Genomic DNA, 19,280 nt, shown 5'->3' with positions numbered 1-19,280 from the left:
ATAACCTCGATTTTTGTTTTAAAATTAAGCTAGAATTTCAGAGACAAAGTTTAGCGTTTTTATCAGTGGATGGCTAGGATTTATGTATGACATTTCAACGAAGTAGATTAAAAGAGTGGGTAGAAGGGTATTATGGAGATAAAAAAATCAAGATTGACTTTCTTGCTGGAGATGCAAGTTCAAGAAGATATTATAGGATTAAAAAAGAATCGAAAACATATGTTTTAATGGATGCATCTTCTGAAAAAGATAAGCTGATTCAATTTATATCTATTGGAAATCTTTTTAGAAGTGAAGGTGTGAAAACACCTGAAATAGTACATGTAGATATTGATGAGGGTTTATGTTTATTAAGTGACTTTGGAGATAGGCTGCTTTTTGATATGTTTTCTGAAGAAAAAGAAAATAATTATTATCGCTACTGTTTGGATGAACTAATTAAAATAAATCAGATTAATGGGCATGAAGTTCCAGAGTATAGTTATGAAAAATTAATTGAAGAAGCAGGTAGGATGAATGAATGGTTTTTTGAGTGGATTAAACTTAAAGTATCATCAAAAGATAAAGAGATGCTATCTAGATTATTTAGTCAATTAGCAGAAGTTGCAAAGATGCAGCCTCAAACAACATTACACAGAGATTATCATAGTAAAAATATTATGATGCTAGGTTCACAAAGTCTTGGTGTTATAGATTATCAAGATGCGGTATGTGGTCCTGTAGTTTATGATTTAGTTTCATTATTAAGAGATTGTTATATTTCATGGCCTAAACAGGTAGTTAACTACTGGGTTGAAGTTTATTTTCAGATGCTAAAATCTCATAATGTTATTGGAGAGGAAATATCACTAAGTGAATTTAAACATTGGTTTGATTGGGTTGGTATGCAAAGACATATCAAATGCTTAGGTATATTTTCTTGTTTGTTTATTCGAGATGGTAGACCTAATTATTTAGAGCATATTCCAACAGTAGTGCAATATGTTGTATCTGTTGCAGAAGACTATCCACAATTAAAATTATGGCTTGAGTTTTGGCAGAATAAAGTTCAACCTAAGCTTGATCTTATTGACTTAAAAAAAGTAGCTTCAAAAGAAGTGATTTAATTATAAATCTTTTAATACTTGATATTTAAATTAAATGACGCCATATAATCTTTAAACACACTTAAGGAGTATAAGATTTATGCGATTTGATAAATTAACTACCAAATTTCAACAGGCTATTTCAGATGCACAGTCGTTAGCATTATCAAGAAATAATACGATGATTGAAACTGTCCATGTAATGATGGCATTATTAGATCAACAAGGCAGTAGTATTCGTGCTGTATTATCTAAGGCAGGTGCGAATATTAATCAATTTAGATCAGCTTTATCTAAGGCATTAGATGATCTTGCAACAACTGAAGGTTATACACAAGTTCAACCTTCTAATAATTTAATGAGAGTGTTCCAAAAAACTGAGAAACTTGCACAAGAGCGAAAAGATCAATTTGTTTCAAGTGAACTTTTTGTACAAGCTGCATTTGAAGATGGCACAGTTGATAAGATTTATAAAGAACAAAATTTAACTGAAAAGAAAATTCAGTCTGCGATCGATGAAATACGTGGTGGTGAGACAGTTAATGATGCCAATGCTGAAGAGTTAAGAGGTGCATTAGAAAAATATACCGTTGATTTAACTGAAAGAGCTGAGCAAGGTAAACTTGACCCTGTGATTGGGCGTGATGATGAAATTCGTCGTACCATACAAGTTTTACAAAGACGTACTAAAAATAACCCAGTTTTAATTGGTGAACCAGGTGTAGGTAAAACTGCAATTGTTGAAGGATTAGCACAGCGTATTGTTAATCATGAAGTGCCAGAAGGTATGCGTAATAAACGTCTATTAGCGCTTGATATGGGTGCTTTAATTGCTGGTGCTAAATTTAGAGGCGAATTTGAGGAGCGACTTAAAGCTGTTTTAAATGATTTGGCCAAACAAGAAGGGCAAATTATTTTATTTATTGATGAAATTCATACGATGGTAGGTGCTGGTAAAGCTGAAGGTTCCATGGATGCGGGTAATATGTTAAAACCAGCACTAGCCAGAGGGGAATTACGCTGTGTAGGTGCAACAACCTTAAATGAATATCGTGAAAATATTGAAAAGGATGCTGCATTAGAGCGACGTTTTCAAAAAGTTTTAGTTAGTGAGCCATCAGCTGAGGATACTATTGCCATTTTAAGAGGTTTAAAAGAACGTTATGAAGTCCATCATGGTGTAGATATTACAGATCCTGCCATTGTTGCTGCAGCAACATTATCTAACCGTTATATTACCGATCGTAATCTACCAGATAAAGCAATTGATTTGATTGATGAGGCTGCAAGTCATATCCGTATGGAAATTGACTCTAAGCCAGAGAGTATGGATCGATTAGATCGTAGAATTATTCAATTAAAAATGCAACGAGAAGCGTTAGTAAAAGAAGATGACCAGGCATCTAAAAAACGCCTTGAATTATTAGAAGAAGATATTAAAGAGTTAGAAAAAGAGTATGCAGATTTAGAAGAAGTGTGGAAGTCTGAAAAAGCACAGTTACAAGGAAGTCAGCATATTAAAGAAGCATTAGAGCGAGCAAAACTTGATATGGAATCAGCAAGACGAGCCGGTGACTTACAGCGAATGGCTGAACTACAATATGGTAAAATTCCTGAATTAGAAGAACAGCTACAGTCAATTAATGAAGCTGAAAAAGAAACGCAAGCAAATTCTCATCAACCTCAATTGGTTCATAATGCTGTAACAGAAGAGCAAATTGCTGAAGTTGTTTCAAGAGCAACCGGCATTCCTGTTTCAAGAATGATGGAAGGAGAAAAAGAAAAACTTCTGCGACTAGAGGGTGAATTAGAAAAACGTGTTGTTGGACAAAATGAAGCAGTTAGTGCTGTTGCAAATGCAGTTAGGCGTTCACGTTCTGGTCTTTCAGATCCAAATCGCCCGATTGGTTCATTTTTATTCTTAGGGCCAACGGGCGTTGGTAAAACAGAATTAACAAAAGCATTGGCTGAGTTTTTATTTGATGATGAAACGGCAATGTTGCGAGTGGATATGTCTGAATTTATGGAAAAACACTCTGTTTCACGTCTAATTGGTGCACCTCCAGGCTATGTGGGCTATGAACAAGGTGGTTATATGACAGAGTATGTTAGACGAAAGCCATACTCTGTCATACTGTTAGATGAGGTTGAAAAGGCACACCCTGATGTATTTAATATATTATTGCAGGTTTTAGATGATGGTCGTTTGACTGACGGCCATGGCCGTACGGTTGATTTCCGGAATACAGTGATTATTATGACATCTAATTTAGGCTCTCATTTGATTCAGGAGATGGCACTAAAAGGTGGTTATGAAGAAATGAAGCTAGCGGTTATGGAGGTTGTTGGTCAACATTTTAGACCTGAGTTTATCAACCGTATTGATGAAACAGTCGTCTTTAAGCCACTAGATGAAAAAATGATTGAAAAAATTGCTGATATTCAACTAGATCGACTGCGTCAACGCCTAAAAGAAAAAGATTTAAATATTGAATTAACCCCTGAAGCGATGAAACTAATTACAGAAGTGGGCTATGACCCAGTTTATGGTGCAAGGCCATTAAAACGTTCAATCCAACAGGAAATTGAAAACCCATTGGCATATGAATTGTTAGAAGGTAAGTTTTTACCTAATGAAACAATCAAAGTGCATCGTAAAGGCGAATCTTTAATTTTTGAGAAAATTTAAAGTTATATATTGTAACAATAGAGCGCAGAAATTTATATTTTTTGTTATGTTTGATTATTTGTGTTTTTGTTATTTATTTGTATTTTATTGATTTATTTTTTAATTTAAATTTTTTAGAGAATTAAAGTTATGTAATAAAAGCTTAATTGTATTTGGTATTGTTATATGTGATAATTTTTATAGGTAAGTTATTCATATCAATATTAAGGTGGTTGCTATGTTTGAAGAAGAAATAGAAATGCTACACCCCTCTAGCTTTGATCCTAAAGAGGAGGCTTCCAGTTCAGAACCAGTTGCTATTAAAGGATTAATTGCTAAAAAAATTATCCCAGAGCCAAGTACGATTGAAAACTCAGACCAACTAAGAAATGTAAATAGCTTTCTCTATTTAAGAGAAGTTGCTTCTATTATATCAGAGAAATATAAGGCGGAAGATCTAAGTGATATTCCTACAGCTAAGTTTGTTGAGCATCACTGTAAAAGTAGTAAGATATATGATGAAAAAATTCCATATGGTAATTTATACTCTGATTTTTTAGCTCAACTGCAAGAGGTAATATCTAAGCTTCATAAAGAAGAGATTGACCCTAGTTCAGAAATTAGTGATTTAGCAAAAAAACAATTAGGCTTATTGCGGCCACTAGTTCATGCTTTGTATTTTAATCGTAATCTAGCATTAGAATATACAGAGTTAGTCATAGATACTGCTGTTAAAAATACAAAAAATATTACTGAGACAGAAGAAGCCGTAGCTAAACTATTAAGTCGAAGTGTATTAAAATCACCTATTAATGAGACATCACCAGAGAAGCAGGGTTCAAAATTTGGTCGTGCAAAAGCACATTTTGCAGATGATTTTAAACCAATGTTAACAACTAGCATTCCACAAATCAGGTTATATGATTATAAAACGGGCCTAGCATTACCACTTGAATTTAGGTTTGGTACACAAGGTGAAAGAGATGATGGAAACTCGCGTTATAATCCGTTATTTAAAGAGTTTGTCCATTATCAAAAAAGCCATGCAGCTGAATTAGGTAGAGACTTAAAAGCTCAGCCCATTACCCATGTATACTTTAATAATTTAAAATATACAGGCGGGGGTTCAGAAAGAGATAAAGAAAGAGCACTTTCATTAAAATTACATGAGCTAGAGGATGAGTGTGACAACTTGGCTGTTATTTCTATTCCAGCTGATGGTAATTTCTTAGATAAAAAGTTTTTAACCAGTGTTCAAGCAGGTCAAACTAATGTTATAGCACAGCGTATGCTTGATATTGTCGCTAATAATGGCTATGACTTTTTTATTAGTGATCGTATTAAAGCATTATTATATGGTCAAAGTAAGGATGGATTGTCAGCCTATGATAAAAATGCTGAAACATTAGTTTTAAATGCGTTATTAGATAAAAGCCTTAAAACATTAGGCTTGGCAGGTAGGCCTAACTTAACACAGGCTGAAACCCAGGCACTTTATTTTCATTTTTTAAAATATGAGTTTACCAATTTTGTTTTAGAGAATTTAAAACCTTTATCATTTAATACATCATGTAAAGATGCCATTGATCGTGGCGGTGTTTCTTCTTTATATTTTAACTTGATTAAATCGATTGAATTAGGTAACCCTTTAAGTGAAGATGAATTTTATCGTGGGCTTCATGCAGCACCTGCAATGGTTAAAGGGCGTGGTATGAATCATCATGTTAAATTAATTGCTAATGTGATTGATCAATATATAGAGGCAAATAAGGAAGCAGTTGAAATTCCAAAGTGGCTAGTGGCATGGCGAGATGATAATAAACTTAGCTTATCAGATAGTTCAGAAAAATCATATAAAACTGAACTATTTCATGATTTAAAAAACTTAGTAGATAATACAAAAGATCAAAAAATGCTTTCTGATTTGTTAGAAGAAGTACATAAGGCTAAAACCCATGATAATAAACCATATCGTGAATTATGGCATCAGGAAACTGGAATCCCACCTAGGTATAGAGGTACATATGGAGATACTACAACTGCAAGAGAAGTACTTAGTTATATTAAGTCTCGCTTATTGAAGGTATTAGAAGATGCTAAGTACCTATCAGGTTCACTAGATTCTAGTGATTTATTTGATAGTTTAACAGCGCATAGTAAACGTAAATCAATATTTCGTCCTGAATTAACTGACTCTGAAAAAAAGATTAGAAGAAGCAGTAGTTTATCAGAGATATTTAAAAAAGAATTAGCTTCGCCTACTACACCGCCTACGCCATTCAATGAGTTAACTGGTCTTGAACCTTATTCTGTTGAATTGCAAAATTTAACAGATTTATAGCAAATAGAATGCTTTTTTTATAATCTATATAGCGTATCTTTAACATTTTTCTACTTTACCTTCTATTAATTTTAAATATAATTTAAGAACATTATAATATACATTTCTTGCTAAAATGATATAATGGCTATTTAATAAACGCAGTGCGTTTTTAGTTTTTGGAGGGGGAGCTATGCCAGATAATAATAACATAGATAAGCTAGTAAACGATTATCATATACCTAAACCTAGTTCAATTGAAAACTCAGATCAGTTATTTAATGTTTGTTGCTTTTTATACCTACGAGAGGTCTATATTGGTCAGAAAAGCAGTGATCAAAGTTTAGAAAAGAAAGAAGAACTAGAAAGGTATAAAGAAAATTATCCATATGGTAATCGTTATGCTTTATTCTTAAGGGGACTAGATGTAGATAATAAAAATGTTAATTTTAGTAATAAATATCATCTAATATATTTAAATAACAATAAATCATTAGAGTATGTTGAGGCAGTTTTAAAAGCTAAAAATTGGTTAACAGAAGGTAATATTGATAGAGCAGAACACATTATACAGGATAAGCTATCCCAATCAGTTTTTTATTCTCAACTTAATGATATAACGCCAGAAAATGCTGGTTCGCCTCTAGGGCGTTTTGTTAATACGGTTGCTTCAAGCATTGGAGGTGACTTTAAACCGATGCTTGAAACAAGTATTCCTCAAATAAAAACTTATGCGTATAAATCAAACTCAGACAAAGAATTACCAACAGAGCTAAGATTTGGTACTCAAGCACAGTTTCATAATGGGCAGGCTCGAATATCACCGTTATTTAAGCACTTTATTGATGAACAGAAAGATAAATCTAATCCAAGTAAAATAACACATGTCTATTTTAATTTATTAAAATATGCACAAGGTGGTTATGAAAGAGATAAGGAAGCAGCTTTAAGCGAACAATTACATCAACTAGAAAAAAATCACTCAAATATAGCTGTGATTACACTACCTGCAGATGATGAAATTTTAAAAGCTGACTATATAACTTATGAAGATGCTGGAAAACTTCAATCATTAAAAGATAAAGTAATTAATAAAGTTACTAATCCAGGTAAAAAAGATGACTTCTGTATCAGTGAAAAAGTTAGAGAAGTATTATTTGACAATGCAGATGATTTTGAAGATCAATGGAAAAATAAAGTTGAATTATTATGGAATAAAAGTTTAGAACATTTCCAGTTTCAAAATAGAGAGAATCTAACAAAAACGGAGTTTCAAGCAGTTTATTTTCACTTTTTTAAATATGAGTTACCAAACTTTATTCTTGATAAATTACAGCCACACACATTTAATATGTCATGTAAAGATGCGATCGATCGTGGTGGTGTGGCATCATTATATTATAATGTAAATAAAGCTGTATCTTTAGGAAAAAAATTAACAAACTCAGAGTTTATCAATAAAGGGCTTCATGCAGCACCAATAGAAGTTAAGGGGCGTGGCCTTAATCATCATGAAAAGTTTCTTTGTAATGCTATTTATCAAGGCTCTAATATAGATAATGATCGATACAGTCATCTTGGCGATAATAGCAATACTATAAGTATTAAAACTTGGTGTGAAAAAAAGCGTCCAGTTGAACTTAAAAAAGAAGAAATTGTTTATAAAATTAAACAAAATGTTCAACAGAATAATGATGCTTCATATTTAACGAATTTAATTCAATCAATAAATAATGGAAAAAAAGATTCAAGTTCACCATATCATGAACTTTGGCATCAGAAATCTGGTCTAAGTAATAGTTATCAGGGGCAATATGGTAATACTTTTACAGGTGAGTATGTTGTTAATTATATTGGAGATGAAATAAACAAAAATAATGCTAAGAAAGTGTCGCCTCAAAATCCACCATCTTTGATGAATGCTGATAAAAACAATGAGCCTACTTTTCCAAGTATTGGAGTTTATTCTTAACCTCTTTCCAATCATCTGCATCTTCAGGTGGGTCACATTTTTCTGTGATATTTGGCCAAACTTCTGAAAGTTCTCGGTTAAGTTCGATAAAAGATTCTTGACCTTCAGGGATTTCATCTTCAGATACGATTGCTTCTACTGGGCATTCAGGCTCACATAGTGCACAGTCAATACATTCATCTGGATTGATAACAAGCATATTAGGTCCTTCATAAAAACAGTCAACTGGGCAGACCTCGACACAGTCACCAAATTTACACTTAATACACGATTCAGTGACCAAAAATGGCATGAATAACTCCTTTTGATAATTCTATAAAAATTGAATTAATCGCTATTTTAGCGGTTTCAGAGTTAAAGCGATAGTCTTAATGGTTGAATATTTTATTAACCTGGCTTGTCAGTGCGCTACTAAAGGTAAAGTGATAGTCATTTAAAAATGTGATTGTTTCTGAAGTGCAATTTGATAAATGATAAAATCTAGTTTTATACTCATAAAATACATTTGCAGAGATAACTTCTTTTTGATTAAGGCGTAAAATTTTTAATAATGGACCATTAAAATCATTTGCTTTTAAGACGATATTGCCAGTTGAAAAATCATAAGCTGCAACTCGTGCTGAGTGAATAGGTTGTAATTGCTCTTCTACACTTGGACCTTTAATTTTATTCGTAGTTACTTTGGTCTTTTCAGCTTTTGTTGTCTTTAATGTGCTCTTAAAGTCATGTTTGGGTATATCCTTTTTACTTATAAGTAGCTGTTGTTGGTTTAGATGCTCAATAATTGCTTTGTTTTTATCAAGCTGTTCATTTGCACTATAGATTCGAGTTTCTAAGTGATCAATTTGTATTTTTAATTGCTGTAGCTCTTTTCTGTGCTTTTGATTAAGCTTATCTTTAGATGTTTGAAAATATTTATCTGCTAGTTGTGCAAGTTTAATTAAGTGTTCTTCTGGTATCACTAAAGTGTGTTCTTTAGTATAGAGTTTTAATTGATCAATTAGACTATGTTTTTTTAGGTTTTTTTTCTTTTTATTCAATTTAGGTGATGAGGTGTCACTATTTTCTGATAAAGCAATCTCAAGTTCATCTTTTGCATATGCTTTCGCTTCACTTTCACTGCTCTTATATCTAAGGACAGGATCAACAAGTTGTGAGTGGGTACCTTTGCCTAGTACATTTCTAACATGCGATATGGTAATACTTTTGCTTTCTTGTTGTAACAGTTCACATGCTTTATTTACTTCAGATTGCGATATCTTAATTGTCATTGTTTTTCTTCATCCCTTAATGTTAAGACTTCATGGCCGTTTTTAGTTACTAATATGGTATGTTCCCATTGGGCAGATAATGAACGATCCTTTGTGATGGCAGTCCATTTATCTTTAAGTATAGTTACTTTTTTACCACCTACATTAATCATTGGCTCAATTGTAAATATCATTCCTTCTTCTAATACCGTATTCATATTAGCATTACGCGGATCATAGTAATGAAGCACTTGTGGGTCTTCATGAAAACCTTTGCCAATGCCATGACCACAGAAGTCTTCTACCACTGAAAAATTATGCTTGTGTGCATAAGCTTCAATTGGTTTGGCGATTTCACCTAAAGTTGCGCCTGGTTTAACATTTTCAATACCTCGCCATAAACATTCATGTGTTACTTCAACTAAGCGTTTGGCCATAATGCTCGATTCACCAACAAAGAACATTTTGCTCGTATCTCCATGATAGCCATCTTTAAGAACAGTAACATCAATATTAAGAATATCACCTTTTTTTAATTTTTTCGGCCCTGGTATACCATGACAGACGACATGATTAATTGAGGTGCAAATTGATTTAGGAAAACCATGATAATTTAAAGGGGCTGGTATTGCTTGTTGTACTTCTGTAATGTGTTGATGACAAATACTATTTAGCTCATCTGTTGTAACACCAGCTTTGACATAATCACCAATTAAAGTTAATACTTCAGCTGCAAGCTTTCCTGCAATGCGCATTTTTTCAATTTCGTCGTTTGTTTTAATGATTGCTTTTGACATTGAGTTTCCTTTGTTTTTTTAGTTTTTTCAAACAGTATGATTGTTAATTTGTTGTGAATATGGTATAAAGCCTATGCTTATTTAGCAATTAAAAACGAAAAGTTTAGTAAAAACGCACATAATTCGGCACACCGTATCGGGTGCTCTTTAATTGATGTTCTATCATGTCAATAAAGGGTTGATCGGTGGGAGTTATGGAGGAGTAACCCAACAATACGAGGTAATAAAAATGGTTACAATGAAAAATATGATGAAAGCTGGTGTACATTTTGGTCACCATAAGCGTTATTGGAATCCAAAAATGGAAAACTACATTTTTGGTACTAATCATGGTATTCATATCATCAATCTTGAAAAAACATTACCAATGTTCAAAGATGCATTAAATGCAGTTGGCAGAGTTGCATCTCGTAACAAAAGTAAAATTTTATTTGTTGGTACAAAACGTTCAGCACAAAACATTGTAAAAGAAGAAGCCATACGTTCAGGTATGCCTTATGTTAATCACCGCTGGTTAGGTGGTATGCTGACAAACTATAAAACAATTCGTCAATCAATTAAGCGCTTACGTGATTTAGAAAAAATGCGTGAAGATGGTTTTCTTGAGCGTTTAACTAAAAAAGAAGCATTAAAAACAACACGTGAAATTGAAAAACTTGAGCTAAGCTTAGGTGGTATTAAAAATATGGGTGGTTTACCTGATGCGATCGTTATTGTGGATAGTAATGAAGAGCGTATTGCAATTCAAGAAGCTAATCGTTTAGGCATTCCAGTCATTGGAATTGTTGATACAAACTCTAATCCAGATGGTATTGATTATTTGATTCCAGGTAATGATGATGCCGTACGCGCCATTCGTTTTTATCTTTCTAGCTTTGCTGATGCAATTTTAGATGCGCGCCAAGCCAAAGCAACAGCAGATTTAGAAGAAGCTGTAATAGATGAAATTGAAGAAGTAACTGTAGCTGAAGAAGTAAAAGAAGCTGACCAAGCAGATACTCAAGAAGTAGAATCAGAGTCTGAAAATAAAGATAAAGAGGATTAATTACAATGGCAATTACAGCTCAAATGGTAAAAGAACTTCGCGAGCGTACAGGCGCTGGTATGATGGAGTGTAAAAAAGCATTAACTGAAACTAATGGTGATATGGAAAAAGCAGTTGAAATGATGCGTAAAGCTGGCCAGGCTAAGGCTGATAAAAAAGCATCACGCACAACTGCTGAAGGTGTGATTGTTATTGCGACATCTGCTAATGGTAAAGAAGCAGCTTTAGTTGAAATTAACTGTGAAACTGACTTCGTTGCACGTGATGAGAACTTTACACAATTTGCGAATAATGTTGCTCAAGCAGTGCTTGTTTCTAAAGAAACTGAAGTAGCTAAATTAGCAGACCTTAAATTAGTTACTGGTGAAGATATTGAAACAGCACGTAAGAATTTAATTTCTAAAATTGGTGAAAATATTAGTGTTCGTCGTGTTAAATTCGTTGAAACTGCAACAGGTGTTTTAGGTACATACAGTCATAGTGGACGTATTGGTGTTGTTGTTACAGTTGAAAATGGTGATCAAGAATTAGCAAAAGATCTAGCAATGCATGTTGCTGCGTCAAATCCAACGGTAGTTGACCCATCTGAAGTGCCAGCTGAATTGGTTGAAAAAGAAAAAGAAATTTTTTCAGCACAAGCAAAAGAATCTGGAAAACCTGAAGCAATTATTGAAAAAATGGTTGAAGGGCGTGTACGTAAGTTTCTTGATGAAGTTAGCTTAACTGGCCAACCTTTTGTTAAAGATCCAAATCAAAAAGTCTCTGCATTATTGAAAGCAAAAGGTGCAACAGTTACTGGCTTTATTCGATATGCAGTCGGTGAAGGTATCGAAAAAGAAGAAACAAACTTTGCAGAAGAGGTTATGAGTCAAGTACGTGGAGCATAATCTATTATGACCATATCATATAAGCGAGTTTTACTTAAATTAAGTGGAGAGTCGCTTTCAGAAAAGGATGCTTTAGGTATTTCACCTAAAGCAGTCGTTTCTATCTCAAATTCAATTATTCAAGCAGTTAAGTCTCAAGTACAAGTGGCCGTTGTTATCGGTGGTGGTAATTATATCCGTGGCTCGCAGTTAGACTGTGATAATGTCATTGATCGAGCTACAGCCGATCAAATGGGAATGCTTGCAACGATGATTAATGCTTTAGCGCTTAGAGATGGTTTATTATCGTTAGGTCAAAAAGCTTATGTATTATCAGCGCGTTCAGTTGACGGTGTGCTTGAAACATCAAATATTCAAAAAGCTAGAACATTACTCAATGAAGGTTATGTCGTTATCTATGCAGGTGGTACGGGTAATCCTTTTGTAACAACTGATTCTACAGCAAGTTTACGTGCTATAGAAATTCAAGCGGATGCATTATTGAAAGCAACGACAGTCGATGGCGTATATGATAAGGATCCAAATATTTATCCAGATGCAAGGCGTTATCAAACAATAACTTTTGATGAAGTATTAAAAAAAGAATTGAAAGTAATGGATCTTGGCGCATTTGCTCAATGTAGAGATTATAACATTGCAATTTGTGTATTTGATTTATTTAAAAATGGTGGATTAAATCAGGTACTTTTAGGTGAGTCTGAAGGTACGTGGGTCATTAGGAGTAGTTCATAATGGTTGAAGATATATTAAATGACGCAGAGTCACGTATGGCTAAGAGTATAGAAGTACTTAAGCAAGATTTAGCAAAAATTAAAACAGGAAGAGCGCATCCTGACTTATTAGCGCATGTGTCAGTTGAGTATTATGGCGCTGCTACACCGCTAAATCAATTAGCCAATGTCAATATTTTAGATGCGCGTACCTTAAGTGTTACGCCTTGGGAAAAAGGAATTATTGGCCAAGTAGAGAAGGCAATTATTAGTTCTGATTTAGGACTAAATCCGGTCAATTTAGGTGATACATTGCGTATACCTTTACCGCCTCTAACAGAAGAGCGTCGCCGTGAGATGACAAAGCTTGTTCGTAATGAAGCGGAAAAAGGTCGTATTGCGATTAGAAATGTTAGACGTGATGCTAACTCTATGATCAAAGATTTATTAAAGGAAAAAGAAGTTACTGAAGATCAGGCACACAAAGCAGAAGAGTCAGTACAAAAAATTACGGATAAGTTGGTTGCGGAAGTTGATAACTTATCAGAACAGAAAGAAAAAGACTTAATGTCTATATAGTCTAATTTTTCATGAATTTATTTAAAAACTCAGCTAATCAAGTTGAAATTAGTCATGAAAAATTGCCTCGGCATATTGCAATTATTATGGATGGTAATGGTCGCTGGGCAAAGAAGCGTTTCTTGCCTCGTACAGTAGGTCATAAACTAGCGATTAAACGTGTGCGCGATATTATAGCCTATTGTGGTGAACTTAAAATTGAGGCATTAACATTATTTGCATTTGGTCGTGAAAATTGGGCTCGTCCAAAAGAAGAAGTCTCAGCTTTGATGAGCTTATTTACGAAGATGTTACTGCAAGAAATTAAAAAGCTTAATGAAAATAATGTTAATGTTCGAATCATTGGTGATCGCTTAAGATTAGATCCTAAAATACAACTTTTAATTGCTGATGCAGAAGCATTAACAGCTAATAATAAAGGCTTAAAGCTTCAAGTTGCAATTGATTATAGCGGTCGTTGGGATTTAACAGATGCAGTTAAACTAATAGTAAAGGATATTCAATCAGGGAAGTTAAAAATTGATGATATCAATGATATTTCAGAGGTTATGATTTCAGAGAGATTACAAACCAATTTTGTCATTGATCCTGATTTATTTATTAGAACCAGTGGTGAAAAGCGCATTAGTAATTTTATGCTGTGGCAGTTATCTTATAGTGAGTTATATTTTAGTGATGTACTTTGGCCTGATTTTTCACGAGATGATTTAGATGATGCAATTAGATCATTTGTATCCAGACAAAGACGTTTTGGTAAAACATCAGAGCAAATAATATAATCGATTTGCTAATTAAAGAATATATGAGGTTGATGTGAAAGAACGGATTATTACCGGTGTTGTATTAGCAATATTAGCGCTGTGGGCAATTTTAAGTTTTTCTTTACATGTATTTGGGATTGTAATTTGTATTGTTTTATTATTAGTTTCATTGGAATGGGTGACAGCGTTTTTAAGTGCTAAAGCTTGGTATAAACGAGTAGCCTATGTTGCACTGACTTTAATTTTTGCTTATTTAATTTGGATATATCCACAGTCTCATCAAATAATATTAGCAGTATCTGTTTTATGGTGGCTAGTTGCATTGATCATTATTCGGCTTTATTCTGCGGGCATTATTAAAAAAATTCATGTTGTTGCTAAATTTTTTATGGGATTTTTAGTTATTTTACCAGCGTGGGTGGCAATTATTATTTTAAAAAGAGATAATTCACTATTTTTGATTTTTGTTATCCTAGCAGTTGCTTTAGCAGATAGTGGTGCTTATTTTGTTGGTCGTTTCTGTGGTAAGCATAAATTAGCGCCTGTGATTAGTCCTAAAAAGACTTGGGAAGGGCTTGCTGGTGGAATCTTTTTTAGTGTTATTGGCAGTGTGATTTTTGCATTAGCATTACGCTTTGATAGTGCAATGGAATACTTCTTATTAATTGTACTTGGTGTTTTAGTTGTATTTTTTGCCTTATTTGGCGATTTATTTGAAAGCATGATTAAGCGTGAAGTAGGCATTAAAGACAGTGGTAATATTCTACCAGGCCATGGTGGATTACTAGATCGCCTAGATAGTTTATTTGTTGCATTACCTTTATTTGTTTTTTTTGCTAATTTGTTTGGGTTTAGTATTTAAAATATATTGTCAAAATAATCCTAGCATGTGCTATAAAGCTAAATAGATAATGTTTGCCACTATGAGTGGCGAAGTAGTTTGATTCTGAAGTAAATTCTCTATTAAATATAATATTTTATAAGATGTTAATCATTTTTTATTTATTATATGTATAAATTATATTTGAAACTCATCATAATATATTATATAGTATATTTAATGTAGTATATAATATAATTATATTAAGTTGACTAGAGAGATGTAGAATATGAGTTCAGAAAATAATTTTTTCAGTTCATTATGGGAAAAAATAGCTGATAATGCATGGCTATCAGAGACTCATTCTCAGTCGGTTCATGACTCGGTTTTAGGATCACCCTTGGCTTCAGGACCATCTATAGATAGGTCACAAGATATTCTACAATCTATCTTTGGTGTTGATATTCATAATATGTTAAGTTATTCAGGACCATTGCCATTATTTAGTTCATTATTTAAGAGTTTTAATAGTGGATTATTGGCTATTGCCTTTATTCTTTATGCTTTTATTATAATTGTTGGTACAATTAACACAGCAAGGGATGGCCAGTTTTTAGGTAAACAATGGAGTGGCCATTGGATTTCACTTAGAGCTATATTTGGAACACTTGCTGCTATTCCATTTAAAACAGGTTACTGTATTGCCCAATATTTAATTCTTTATCTTGTTTTAGCAGGAGTCTCATTTGCAGATTATCTATGGAGCAATATAGTTAGTGATGTTGTTGAGAATAAGATACCACCAGTTGTGAGTACTGAAGTTTCAAGCAATATTAAGAATTTTCTTGCTACCTATATGCTGAGTAACCTTACAACCGATTTAATAGCTGATGGGGAGTTTATTAGGCCTGCTGGACCGCCTTCACCTTCAGATGTTGATATGCCATGTATGTTAACATCTGAAAATAAAGTTATGTGTCAAATGAAGTTCAATACCAGAATTAGTAGTAGCTTTGTTAAAGCTTATTATAAAAAACTGGCACAAGCAGAGAGTAATGGTAAATTCCCATTTGAGAATTATGCGGGTGCATTAGGGCAAGGTTTACCTTATTTATCAAAGATCAATGGTGATACTTATGTTCAGTATCAATTAAATACAGCTGATTGGATAGGTAATTTAACTCTTAATCAGATGATAGATCAACCAAATAAAAATCATATTAATGAAATTATAAGTAAATATAGTTTAGATACCCCAGTATCAGACCCAAGCCCACCATCAGCAGACTCACAGATCAAACCAATTGATTATGGAAATCATAAGCCATCATATTTAACTGTAAATTTAGTTGAAAATTATAATGCACTAAAGTCATATTCAGATATGGCAATGGAAGGCACAGCTACTGATATTATTCATTGGTTAGAATCAAAATCAGCTACCATTTCTGGTCGGTGTAGTGATAATCAAACAAAGAATGATGATGATTATTTAGAAGAAAAAGATATTTGTTTTAAAGCTAAAAATTATGGCTGGTGGTATGCAGATGAATTATATTTAGACTTTGATAATACGTTGTCTAAAAATTTACAAAATTTATACGTTAATTTTGCTAAGTTTTCCGAAGCAGCTAATAATGTTTCTGGTAAAAGATCACTTCCTATAAATTACTCAGAAATTAATATAAATTATACTAGGAAAGATCATAACATTAAAGATTTGCTTAAAAAATATGAGCTTAATGAAGATAATATAAAAATCTCATTTGATAAACCAAAAGACCATAAGGCAACTGCTAAAATAGATTTAACTAATGAAGATGAATTAAATAATATAGGTTCGTTTACAACATCAATGGAATCAATGCGAGATCTATTTAATTTAATTCTTAGTGAATCAGGTAATAATAACAAAGATTTGAGAAAAAAAGTTGATTTTTTATTAGTTGATGGTATGAAGTTTCAATATACAAAATATCTATATATTATTTACTCTATAGCTAATGCTGCTAGAGATGCCGGTATTAGTAATGATATTTTAATAAAAAAAATAATTATGCCAGTGATTAATTTACTTGAGTTTTTTAATAGTAATAACGTTCATTTTGGTTTAGATAAATCTAGTGTTGATACAAAGAGGGTAACAGATCCAGCGAAACAACTATTAACAACTATATTTGATAAATTGGGTACTAATACAAGTTCAGCTGAACCTGGTACAATGCTTTATTCTATTTATCATATTGGAGAAGTACCTGATCATACAACTAAAGTTGGTACAGATGATTTTGCAGCTAAAAATTTTAGTATGATACAAAATGTACAGGCCGTTGGCATGTCATTACTTGAAGGAAGTATTAATAGCATGCTTGGTGTTTTTTCTCATGCTCAATCTGAACTAGAAAAGATTCAAGATTATGCAGAAGTAAAGACAAGTAATGCTGAAGATAATGCACTTGGATATGGTATTGGTGGTGCAATACTTCCTTTATGGCAAGGTACTTTTCAAGCTCAAACTAATCTTGAGTATGCAGAAGTAATGTTTGATGTAACCATGAAATTAGCTACATTTTCGTTAAGTTTAATGTGGCTACCATTAGTTTTATTTGTATTATCTTCAATATTTAGTATTGCTATAACCTTCTCTTTAATCATACCATTAACACCTTATATTTTATTCTGGGCAGGTAAAACAGCCTGGTTATTGTTAGTTATTGAAGCCATGGTGGCTGCTCCATTTGTTGCGCTTGGTTTAATTTATCCTGAAGGTCATGAAGTTTTTGGTAAGTCAGAACCAGCGATTCAAATTGCTATGAACTTAGTATTAAGGCCAGCATTTATGATTGTTGGCATGATATGTGCTATTGGTTTAACTTATATCATAATTGGTTATTCTGCTAGGGGTTTTCATGCTGTAGTTGATTCATTATTAAATTTAATGCCAGCTTCAAATGGGACAGATGCTGGAACCTATGCTAGAGGTACATTTGCATGTATGATTATTTTTCTTTATGCCACGTTTATTACCATGGCATTTATGAAATGCTTCTCTTTAATATATGTACTTCCAGATAAAGTCTTGCAATGGATAGGTAATACACGTGGTGAGCGTGCTGGTGAAGCCGAAATTCAAGAGTTTAAAGGTGCTGGCACACAATATGCTCAAGGCGCAGGTCAGTCAGGTGGTCAATCACTGACACAAGGAATTGAAGCTGAGAAATCCTATACGCAATCGCATAACCAAGGTACGGCTGATGTATCAAAGGCAACATCACAGCGTAATAGTGCTATTGCTCAAGATGCTGCTAAGACAACAGAAACTGCAATTAAAGCAGCTGGACAAAGGCAAGGGTTACAGATTTAGTTATCTGAATTATAAGTTATTATTTTATGTTTTTAGGGGATGTAATTAAATGAAAATAAGAATCATAAATTTTGTTTTTATAAGTTTTTTATCTATAACAGCTCTATATGGAGAACCAGATTATTTACTAAGGGTTGTAAATAATACTAATATGGATTTTACTTTTGATAATGCTGTTACATTTGATGAAAGTAATTGGCTTCAGCGTCCGACTCCATATGTTGAGGGAGTTGGTTTAAAAAAAACTTTAAATAGTGGAAAAACAATGACTTTTGCTTTTGAAACTAAAGGTAGCCGTGGTAACATTTTTGGTAGTCAGAATACAAGAGCATCAGGAAGAATAGATTTTTCAAATGCTAGTGGTTTTTCTTTTACGGTAAATTTCAATGTTGATATCTCTTCGAGAGATAATGGAGATGAATTGTTTGCCAATATTACTCAAAATGGACCATACCCTGAATATTTTTCTTTAGAGTATTCTGCTCCAAAAGGGCCTGGGGGTGAATACATATGGGGTGATCCAAAAGAAGACAAAGTATGTGGAAAGCCAACATGTTTTCGTGGTCAGGCTTGTATTCCAAATTGTGAGACTAATAAAGAAGCTGATTATGCAGTTGCTACAATTTATATTAATTCTTATCAGCCTCCACCATTTGACTATGATATAAAGTCTTTAGGGTTAGGTCATCTAAATTTGTATGCTTGTGGAAAACGTGTGATGAATGCAAAATTATTGGAAGATGCAGGTCTCGATCTTGATTTTGTTAATGACGGGCAATTGTATTTATCATGTGATTCTGCTAAGGAAAATAATGTTATTAGAGTTTTTCCGGAACGCTCTCAATCCAGTTGTCATATCGTACTGTATACCGATGGTAATCTTAAATCAAAAGTGAAAGATATAGTGTGTGATAATAGTGAAATTGGTTATACAATAATTGATGATAAGCAAATTGTTTTTGCTTGCCAAAGTGTTAAATCTGGTAATAGTCAATGTCCATGGTTATCATCTGATTGATTAT

At 33.1% G+C, this 19,280-nt stretch carries 15 protein-coding genes; 12 read left to right on the top strand and 3 right to left on the bottom strand.

The features are described from left to right. Positions 1-86: 86 nt before the first annotated feature. From KFE69_10500 to KFE69_10485, 4 genes are all read left to right on the top strand, one after another. Positions 87-1,106, top strand: coding sequence for a phosphotransferase (locus KFE69_10500; protein ID UTW41928.1), 1,020 nt, complete (start codon positions 87-89; stop codon positions 1,104-1,106). Between the two features lie 79 nt (positions 1,107-1,185). Then, complete coding sequence (clpB, locus tag KFE69_10495; GenBank protein UTW41927.1) at positions 1,186-3,774, top strand: ATP-dependent chaperone ClpB; 2,589 nt, start codon at positions 1,186-1,188, stop codon at positions 3,772-3,774. Between the two features lie 217 nt (positions 3,775-3,991). Further along, positions 3,992-6,094, top strand: coding sequence for a hypothetical protein (locus KFE69_10490; GenBank protein UTW41926.1), 2,103 nt, complete (start codon positions 3,992-3,994; stop codon positions 6,092-6,094). Positions 6,095-6,266: 172 nt separating this feature from the next. Further along, the gene (locus KFE69_10485) at positions 6,267-8,045 is read left to right on the top strand and encodes a hypothetical protein (GenBank protein ID UTW41925.1); all 1,779 of its coding nucleotides are present in this window, start codon (positions 6,267-6,269) and stop codon (positions 8,043-8,045) included. Here KFE69_10485 and KFE69_10480 read toward each other — a convergent pair. The 3 genes from KFE69_10480 to map all read right to left on the bottom strand — a co-directional run bounded on the left by KFE69_10480 (position 8,014) and on the right by map (position 10,092). Then, positions 8,014-8,337 (bottom strand): ferredoxin family protein, encoded by a 324-nt coding sequence (locus tag KFE69_10480; GenBank protein UTW41924.1) that lies wholly within the window; start codon positions 8,335-8,337, stop codon positions 8,014-8,016. The two genes, KFE69_10485 and KFE69_10480, sit on opposite strands and share 32 nt — an antisense overlap. 76 nt (positions 8,338-8,413) lie before the next feature. After that, positions 8,414-9,316, bottom strand: coding sequence for a hypothetical protein (locus KFE69_10475; GenBank protein UTW41923.1), 903 nt, complete (start codon positions 9,314-9,316; stop codon positions 8,414-8,416). Next, positions 9,313-10,092 (bottom strand): type I methionyl aminopeptidase, encoded by a 780-nt coding sequence (map, locus tag KFE69_10470; GenBank protein UTW41922.1) that lies wholly within the window; start codon positions 10,090-10,092, stop codon positions 9,313-9,315. The genes KFE69_10475 and map overlap by 4 nt, the downstream gene beginning before the upstream one ends. 229 nt (positions 10,093-10,321) lie before the next feature. Here map and rpsB point away from each other — a divergent pair, with 229 nt between their 5' ends. The 8 genes from rpsB to KFE69_10430 all read left to right on the top strand — a co-directional run bounded on the left by rpsB (position 10,322) and on the right by KFE69_10430 (position 19,276). Further along, positions 10,322-11,137, top strand: a complete 816-nt coding sequence (rpsB, locus tag KFE69_10465; protein ID UTW41921.1) for a 30S ribosomal protein S2 — start codon at positions 10,322-10,324, stop codon at positions 11,135-11,137. A 5-nt stretch (positions 11,138-11,142) separates the two neighbouring features. Then, positions 11,143-12,024 (top strand): elongation factor Ts, encoded by an 882-nt coding sequence (locus KFE69_10460; GenBank protein UTW41920.1) that lies wholly within the window; start codon positions 11,143-11,145, stop codon positions 12,022-12,024. A 6-nt stretch (positions 12,025-12,030) separates the two neighbouring features. After that, positions 12,031-12,756: a UMP kinase gene (locus KFE69_10455; protein UTW41919.1), complete on the top strand. Its 726-nt coding sequence runs from the start codon at positions 12,031-12,033 to the stop codon at positions 12,754-12,756. Continuing rightward, positions 12,756-13,313 (top strand): ribosome recycling factor, encoded by a 558-nt coding sequence (gene frr, locus KFE69_10450; protein UTW41918.1) that lies wholly within the window; start codon positions 12,756-12,758, stop codon positions 13,311-13,313. Before KFE69_10455 ends, frr begins: the two co-directional genes overlap by 1 nt. An 11-nt stretch (positions 13,314-13,324) precedes the next feature. Continuing rightward, positions 13,325-14,092: an isoprenyl transferase gene (locus KFE69_10445; protein ID UTW41917.1), complete on the top strand. Its 768-nt coding sequence runs from the start codon at positions 13,325-13,327 to the stop codon at positions 14,090-14,092. Between the two features lie 34 nt (positions 14,093-14,126). After that, positions 14,127-14,936, top strand: a complete 810-nt coding sequence (locus KFE69_10440; GenBank protein UTW41916.1) for a phosphatidate cytidylyltransferase — start codon at positions 14,127-14,129, stop codon at positions 14,934-14,936. Positions 14,937-15,183: 247 nt separating this feature from the next. Continuing rightward, positions 15,184-18,258, top strand: coding sequence for a DotA/TraY family protein (locus KFE69_10435; protein UTW41915.1), 3,075 nt, complete (start codon positions 15,184-15,186; stop codon positions 18,256-18,258). Positions 18,259-18,307: 49 nt separating this feature from the next. Next, complete coding sequence (locus KFE69_10430; protein UTW41914.1) at positions 18,308-19,276, top strand: hypothetical protein; 969 nt, start codon at positions 18,308-18,310, stop codon at positions 19,274-19,276. The last annotated feature ends 4 nt before the right edge of the window (positions 19,277-19,280 follow it).

Source organism: bacterium SCSIO 12844 (assembly GCA_024397935.1).
Lineage (GTDB): Bacteria > Pseudomonadota > Gammaproteobacteria > Francisellales > Francisellaceae > M0027.
This window is presented reverse-complemented; position numbering and strand designations above follow the sequence as displayed.

What these genes read in the sequence shown, in the direction of transcription:
- KFE69_10480 (UTW41924.1), bottom strand. Translation starts at nt 8,337, where the DNA reads ATGCCATTTTTGGTCACTGAATCGTGTATTAAGTGTAAATTTGGTGAC.
- clpB (UTW41927.1), top strand. Translation starts at nt 1,186, where the DNA reads ATGCGATTTGATAAATTAACTACCAAATTTCAACAGGCTATTTCAGAT.
- rpsB (UTW41921.1), top strand. Translation starts at nt 10,322, where the DNA reads ATGGTTACAATGAAAAATATGATGAAAGCTGGTGTACATTTTGGTCAC.
- KFE69_10490 (UTW41926.1), top strand. Translation starts at nt 3,992, where the DNA reads ATGTTTGAAGAAGAAATAGAAATGCTACACCCCTCTAGCTTTGATCCT.
- KFE69_10435 (UTW41915.1), top strand. Translation starts at nt 15,184, where the DNA reads ATGAGTTCAGAAAATAATTTTTTCAGTTCATTATGGGAAAAAATAGCT.
- KFE69_10485 (UTW41925.1), top strand. Translation starts at nt 6,267, where the DNA reads ATGCCAGATAATAATAACATAGATAAGCTAGTAAACGATTATCATATA.
- KFE69_10430 (UTW41914.1), top strand. Translation starts at nt 18,308, where the DNA reads ATGAAAATAAGAATCATAAATTTTGTTTTTATAAGTTTTTTATCTATA.
- KFE69_10445 (UTW41917.1), top strand. Translation starts at nt 13,325, where the DNA reads ATGAATTTATTTAAAAACTCAGCTAATCAAGTTGAAATTAGTCATGAA.
- frr (UTW41918.1), top strand. Translation starts at nt 12,756, where the DNA reads ATGGTTGAAGATATATTAAATGACGCAGAGTCACGTATGGCTAAGAGT.
- KFE69_10460 (UTW41920.1), top strand. Translation starts at nt 11,143, where the DNA reads ATGGCAATTACAGCTCAAATGGTAAAAGAACTTCGCGAGCGTACAGGC.
- KFE69_10475 (UTW41923.1), bottom strand. Translation starts at nt 9,316, where the DNA reads ATGACAATTAAGATATCGCAATCTGAAGTAAATAAAGCATGTGAACTG.
- KFE69_10500 (UTW41928.1), top strand. Translation starts at nt 87, where the DNA reads ATGACATTTCAACGAAGTAGATTAAAAGAGTGGGTAGAAGGGTATTAT.
- map (UTW41922.1), bottom strand. Translation starts at nt 10,092, where the DNA reads ATGTCAAAAGCAATCATTAAAACAAACGACGAAATTGAAAAAATGCGC.
- KFE69_10455 (UTW41919.1), top strand. Translation starts at nt 12,031, where the DNA reads ATGACCATATCATATAAGCGAGTTTTACTTAAATTAAGTGGAGAGTCG.